This window comes from Gryllotalpicola sp. CP2-P1, assembly GCF_057512245.1.
Map to the genome: position 1 here is coordinate 1 of NZ_JBLRDT010000138.1, position 6,838 is coordinate 6,838.

Here is a 6,838-nt window from a genome sequence, read left to right on the forward strand (position 1 = left end):
CGGGGGGCGCATCGAGACCGGCGTCGAGATCGAGAGCATCGCCGAGGTGGCGGATGCCGACGCCGTGCTGCTCGACGTGACCCCGCGCGCCTTCGCGAAACTCGCGAGGGAGCGCCTGCCGAGGCCGTACCTCGCCGCGATGGAGGCGTTCCGCTACGGCGACGGCATCGCCAAGGTCGACTTCGCCTTGAGCGACCCCGTGCCGTGGGCCGCGCCCGAGCTGCGCGACGCCGTGACGGTGCACGTGGGCGGCACCCGCGCCGAGATCGCGCGCGCCGAGGGAGAGGTGGCGAGCGGGCGCCTGCCGGAGCATCCGTATCTTCTGCTCAGCCAGCCGAGCGTGCTCGACGACACGCGCGCGCCGGCGGGGCGGCACGTGCTCTGGGCGTACACCCACGTGCCGGCCGGCTCCGACGCCGACCGCACCGAGGCGATCACCGCCGAGATCGAGCGCTTCGCGCCCGGATTCCGCGACACGGTGCTCGCCAGCGCGGGAACGACCGCGCGCGAGATCGAGCGGATGGACCCCAACATGATCGGCGGCGACATCGCCGCAGGGGCGACGTCGACCCTGCAGCTCGTGGCCCGCCCGCTGCCGCGCCGCTCCCCGTGGCGCACGCCGCTTCCTGGCGTCTATCTGTGCGGCGGGTCGACCGCGCCCGGCCCGGGGGTGCACGGCCAGTCGGGGTGGCAAGCGGCGAAGCTCGCGCTCAAAGAGTTGCATCTCGCATCACCCGAACTCGGCCCGGACGCTCAGTGATTTAGCCCCCGATCAGCCTGAATAATCGGCCGCCGATTCGCGGCAATTCGTTTACGCCTGTAAACTTATTGGTTCATGCGCGCGCCACAGCCCCCGTACGGGGGTCGCGCTAAGCCCCTGAGTGGCGGACGACGACGGCACGTTCCGAGCCGTCGTGTCAGTCGCTCAATCAGGAAGGAACCATGAGTTCTCACGCACACCCGACCACAGCCCGAGCCACCCGCCAGGCGGCCCGTCCCCGGCCCCGCAGGCTCCGCCTCGACGACGTGCAGATCGTCGACACCACCATGCTGAAGCGCGCCCTGCGCGGCACCGTCGTGGGCAACACCATGGAGTGGTACGACGTCGGCGTCTACGGCTATCTGGCCGTCACGATGGGCGCCGTGTTTCTGCCGACGGCGGCCGCGAGCGTGCAGGTGCTGTTCTCGCTCGGCGTCTTTGCCGCGACCTACGTCGCCCGCCCGCTCGGCGGCATCATCTTCGGCCGTCTGGGCGACCGCCTCGGGCGCCAGCGCGTGCTCGCCACGACGCTCATCATGATGGCCTCGGCGACGTTCATCGTCGGCCTCATCCCGTCGTACAGCACGATCGGCGCAGCCGCCCCCGTGATCCTCGTGGTCATGAAGCTGCTGCAGGGCTTCTCGACCGGCGGCGAGTACGCCGGCGTGACGACCTTCGTCAGCGAATACGCGCCCGACCGCCGCCGCGGGTTCTTCGGCGGCTTCCTCGACCTCGGCTCGTACTTGGGCTTCGCCTTCGGCGCGCTGATGGTCTCGATCATGCAGCTCACGCTCGGCAACCAGGCGATGCTCGACTACGGCTGGCGCATCCCGTTCCTGCTCGCCGGCCCGATCGGCGCGATCGCCGTGTACTTCCGGCTCAAGATCGAGGAGTCGCCCGCCTTCAAGGCGATGAACGACGCGGTGGATGCCGTCGAGGGGCCGGCACCCAAGACGGGCATCCTCTCGATCCTGCGCACGCAGTGGAAGCCGCTGCTCATCGCGATCGTGCTCGTGGCGACCGCCAACACGGTCGGCTACGCGCTCACGAGCTACATGCCCACGTACCTCACCGACACGCTCGGCTTCGACCCGATCCACGGCACGCTGCTGACCATTCCCGTGCTCGTCGTGATGTCGGCCGCGATCCCCGTGGCCGGAATGCTCTCGGACCGCATCGGGCGCCGCCCGACGGTCTGGATCGGCGCCGCGACCATGGGCGTCTTCGCGGTGCCCGCCTTCGCCCTGCTCGCGATCGGCGCCGTGTGGTCGACTCTGCTCGGCCTGCTGCTGATGGCGGTGCCGACGGCGCTGCTCGTCGGCACGCTCGCCTCGGCGCTGCCCGCGCTGTACCCGACCTCGATGCGCTACGGCTCGATGGGCATCTCGTACAACATCGCGGTCGCCGTCTTCGGCGGCACCGCCCCCGTGTTCATCGAGGCGATCATGCAGGCCACGGGCGACCCGATGACGCCGGCGTACTACCTGATCGGGTTCGCCGTCGTCGGCGCAGCTGCGGCATTCGGCCTGCGCGAGTCGGCACGGCGCCCGCTGCCCGGCTCGATGCCGGCGGTCGAGACGCCCGCCGAGGCGCTCGAACTCGTCGAGACGCAGGACGAGAACGAGCTCATCGACCTCGACGAGCTGCCGCTCGAGCTCGCTGCCGCCAAGTAGGCCGCCGGGGGGACAGGTCGGGGACAGGGAACGTCGCAGAGCGACCGATTCGACCCGCGGACAGTAGCCTGAAAGCATGCATCCGGCCCTGCCTGTCCCTCCTCGCTCGCGTGCGCTGCTCGACGAGATGAGCGCGCGCGTCGTCGTGGCCGATGGGGCCATGGGAACGATGATCCAGGCGCAGGACCCGAGCCTCGAGGACTACCAGCAGCTCGAGGGCTGCAACGAGATCCTGAACGTGACGCGGCCCGACATCATCGCGGGCATCCACGACGCGTACTTCGAGGTCGGCAGCGACGCGGTCGAGACGAACACCTTCGGCGCGAACTGGTCGAACCTGTCCGACTACGGCATCGACGACCGCATCGAAGAGCTCGCGGCGGCCGGAGCCCGGATCGCCCGCGAGCGGGCCGAGGCCTGGCAGCAGGGCGACGGAAGGCTCCGCTGGGTGCTCGGCTCGATCGGCCCCGGCACGAAGCTGCCGAGCCTCGGCCACACCACCTACGCGCACCTGCGCGACACCTTCGCCCAGCAGGCCGCGGGCCTCATCGCGGGCGGCGCCGACGCGTTCCTCGTCGAGACCTCGCAGGACCTGCTGCAGACCAAGGCGGCGATCAACGGCTGCAAGCGTGCGAGCGAAGCCGCAGGCATCCGCCTGCCGATCTTCGTCGAGATCACGATCGAGACCACGGGCACCATGCTGATGGGCTCCGAGGTCGGGGCCGCGCTCACCGCGATCGAGCCGCTCGGGGTCGACGCGATCGGCCTCAACTGCGCCACGGGGCCCGATCTGATGAGCGAGCACCTGCGCTACCTCTCGAAGCACTCGCGCCTTCCCGTCATGTGCATGCCGAACGCGGGCCTGCCCGTGCTCGGCAAGAACGGCGCCGAGTACCCGCTGCAGCCCGCCGAGCTCGCGACGGCGCACGAGCAGTTCGTGCGCGAGTTCGGCCTCGGGCTCGTCGGCGGCTGCTGCGGCACGACCCCTGAGCACCTCAAGGCCGTCGTCGAGCGCGTCGGCCGGGCCGCGTCGACCGTGCGCGCGATCGAGGTCGACCCCGGCGTCGCGAGCCTGTACCAGCACGTGCCGTTCGAGCAGGACGCCTCATACCTCGCCATCGGCGAGCGCACGAACGCGAACGGCTCGAAGGCGTTCCGCGAGGCGATGCTCGACGGTCGCTTCGACGACTGCGTCGAGATCGCGCGCAATCAGATCCGCGCCGGCGCGCACCTCCTGGACGTCTGCGTCGACTACGTCGGCCGCGATGGCGTCGCGGATGCCCGCGAGATCGTCTCGCGCCTCGCGAGCGCCTCGACCCTGCCGCTCGTCGTCGACTCGACAGAGCCGGCCGTGCTGCAGGCGGGGCTCGAGCTCATCGGCGGGCGGCCGGTCATCAACTCCGTGAACTTCGAGGACGGCGACGGCCCCGAGTCGCGCTTCGGCCGCATCATGCCGCTCGTCAAGGAGCACGGCGCCGCGGTCGTCGCGCTGACGATCGACGAGCAGGGGCAGGCGCGCACGGCCGAGGGCAAGGTCGCGATCGCGACGCGCCTCGTCGAGGCGCTGACGGGGGAGTGGGGACTCGACGTCGCCGACATCATCGTCGACTGCCTCACCTTCCCGATCGCCACCGGGCAGGAGGAGACCCGGCGCGACGCGATCGAGACGATCTCGGCGATCGAGCAGATCACGCGGAAGTACCCCGGCATCCACACGACCCTCGGCGTCTCGAACGTCTCGTTTGGCCTGAACCCGGCGGCTCGCCAGGTGCTCAACTCGGTGTTCCTGCACGAGGCGGTGCAGGCCGGCCTCGATTCGGCGATCATCGACGCGGCGAAGATCGTGCCGCTCGCATCCCTTCCCGACGAGCAGCGCCAGGTCGCGCTCGACCTCGTCTGGGACCGGCGCCGCTACGACGCCGACGGCAACCTCGAGTACGACCCGCTCGCGCGCATGCTCGAGATCTTCGCGGGCGTCGACACCAAGGCGCTGCGCGACCAGCGCGCGGCCGAGCTCGCGGCGCTGCCGGTCGGCGAGCGGCTCGAGCGGCGCATCATCGACGGCGAGGCGAAGGGCCTGGAATCCGATCTCGACCTCGCCATGTCGGGTGGGCAGAGCCCGCTCGACATCATCAACGTGCACCTGCTCGAGGGCATGAAGGTCGTCGGCGAGCGCTTCGGGGCGGGCGAGATGCAGCTGCCGTTCGTGCTGCAGTCGGCCGAGGTCATGAAGGCGGCCGTGGCGTATCTCGAGCCGCACATGGACAGGTCGGATGCCTCGGCGGGCAAAGGCCGCATCGTGCTCGCCACCGTGCGCGGCGACGTGCACGACATCGGCAAGAACCTCGTCGACATCATCCTCACCAACAACGGCTACGAGGTGGTGAACCTCGGCATCAAGCAGCCCATCACCGACATCATCGCCGCCGCCGAGCAGCACAACGCCGACGTGATCGGCATGAGCGGCCTGCTCGTCAAGTCGACGGTCGTCATGAAAGAGAACCTGCTCGAGCTGAATCAGCGCGGCCTGGCCGGCCGGTGGCCGGTGCTGCTCGGGGGCGCCGCACTCACGCGCGCCTACGTCGAGGACGACCTCGCCGGGATGTTCGAGGGCACGGTGCGCTACGCGCGCGACGCGTTCGAGGGCCTCGCCCTGATGGAGCCGCTCGTCAAGATCGCCCGTGGCGCCGACCCCGCTTCGGTGGGGCTGCCGGCGCTCAAGAAGCGCATCCACCGCGAGGGCTCGCAGCTGACGCTGACCGAGCCCGAGGCGATGCCCGCCCGGTCGGATGTGGCGACCGACAACCCGGTGCCTGCGCCGCCGTTCTGGGGCACCCGCATCGTGCGCGGCATCCCGCTCGCGGACTTCTCGGCCTTCCTCGACGAGCGCGCGACGTTCATGGGGCAGTGGGGGCTGAAGCCGGGGCGCGGCGCCGCCTCCTACGAGCAGCTCGTCGAGACCGAAGGGCGGCCGAGGCTGCGGTACTGGCTCGACCGGATCCTCGCGGAAGGGCTGCTCGAGGCTTCCGTCGCCTACGGCTATTTCCCTGTCGTCTCGGAAGGCGACGACGTCGTCGTGCTGCACCACGGCGACGACCCCGCCGGCGCGCTCGGCCCCGCGGGCATCCTCGCCCCCGACGGCGGCTCGGGTGCGGCGCTCGGCACCGAGCGGCTCCGCTTCCACTTCCCGCGGCAGCGGCGCGACCGTCACCTGTGCCTCGCCGATTTCGTGAAGTCGCGAGAGGATGCCGAGCGCTCCGGCCGCGTCGACGTGATGCCGGTGCAGCTGGTGACCGCGGGCGAGTCCGTGAGCCGCGCGACCGCGAAGATCTTCGCAGAGAACCGCTACCGCGACTATCTCGAGCTCAATGGCCTCGCCATGCAGCTCACCGAGGCGCTCGCGGAGTACTGGCACGCGCGCATCCGTGCAGAGCTCGGCTTCGCCGACGAAGAGCCCGCCTCGGTCGAGGGGCTGTTCAAGCTCGAATACCGCGGCGCCCGGTTCTCGCTGGGCTACCCCGCCTGCCCCGACATGGAGGACCGTCGCAAGGTCGTCGAGCTGCTGAAGCCCGAGCGCATCGGCGTCGAGCTCTCCGAGGAGCTGCAGCTGCACCCCGAGCAGTCGACGGACGCCTTCGTGTTCCACCACCCCGAGGCGAAGTACTTCAGCGTGTAGCGCGTCCCGCGCCCCGCGCCCCGCGCTGCGAGGGTCGCCAGCCCCTCCTGCCGTCAGAGCTTCGCGCGCCGCAGCGCGGCGAGCACGGGGCGCCCGATCGCGGCGATCCCGACGACGGTCGTGATCGCCCGCACGGTGTCCCAGGTGAGCGTGGAGGTCGCGAGCGAGTAGAGCGCGAACGCCTTGAGGTTCTCGAGCAGGCCCGCGAACGAGGCGGCGTCCGGTGCATACGAGATGCTCGTGCCGCCGGCGAGGGCGAACGGCCAGAACGAGAGGTTGAGCAGCGCGCCGACCAGCCACGAGACGATCGCGCCGTAGGCGGCGAGCATGACGACCTCGGCGCGTCGCGCCCACCGGCCGGCGCGCAGCCGGGGGAGGAGCCCCGCCCCGGCGCCGACCCAGGCGCAGGCGAACAGCTGGTACGGCAGCCAGGGCCCGATGCCCCCGGTGATGACCGCGGACACCGTGACGACGACGATGCCGAGCAGGAAGGCGAAGCGCGCACCGAGCGCGCGGCCCGCGAGGATCAGCACCACGAACACGGGCTCGACGCCGCCGACCGTGTCGCCGAGCACCCGGGTCGCGGCGCCGATCGCGCCCAGCACCCCGAGCAGGGCCACCGCCTTGGCGCTCGCGAACTGGCGGTCGAGGGCGAGCGTCAGCCCGGCGACGATGACCGGGACGAGCGCGACCGCCAGGTACGGAACCGTCCGCTGCGCGTCGCTCGGC

General features: G+C 71.0%; 3 protein-coding genes and 1 pseudogene. 3 read left to right on the top strand and 1 reads right to left on the bottom strand.

Going from position 1 to position 6,838, the window contains the following annotated elements:
* From ACM2XV_RS10840 to metH, 3 genes are all read left to right on the top strand, one after another.
* A partial coding sequence (locus tag ACM2XV_RS10840; RefSeq protein WP_487026937.1) for a phytoene desaturase family protein occupies positions 1–760 on the top strand: 760 nt, incomplete at its 5' end.
* Positions 761–942: 182 nt separating this feature from the next.
* Positions 943–2,433, top strand: coding sequence for an MFS transporter (locus ACM2XV_RS10845; RefSeq protein WP_487026938.1), 1,491 nt, complete (start codon positions 943–945; stop codon positions 2,431–2,433).
* A 76-nt stretch (positions 2,434–2,509) separates the two neighbouring features.
* On the top strand, positions 2,510–6,109 hold the full coding sequence (gene metH, locus ACM2XV_RS10850) for a methionine synthase (protein ID WP_487026939.1): 3,600 nt from the start codon (positions 2,510–2,512) through the stop codon (positions 6,107–6,109).
* 53 nt (positions 6,110–6,162) lie between these two features.
* Here the strand turns inward: metH and ACM2XV_RS10855 are convergent.
* Positions 6,163–6,838 (bottom strand): annotated as a pseudogene (locus ACM2XV_RS10855) (ECF transporter S component); the annotation flags it as partial.

Bases quoted from the DNA above. Each gene is read 5' to 3' on its own strand.
- ACM2XV_RS10845 (WP_487026938.1), top strand. From the start codon at position 943: ATGAGTTCTCACGCACACCCGACCACAGCCCGAGCCACCCGCCAGGCG.
- metH (WP_487026939.1), top strand. From the start codon at position 2,510: ATGCATCCGGCCCTGCCTGTCCCTCCTCGCTCGCGTGCGCTGCTCGAC.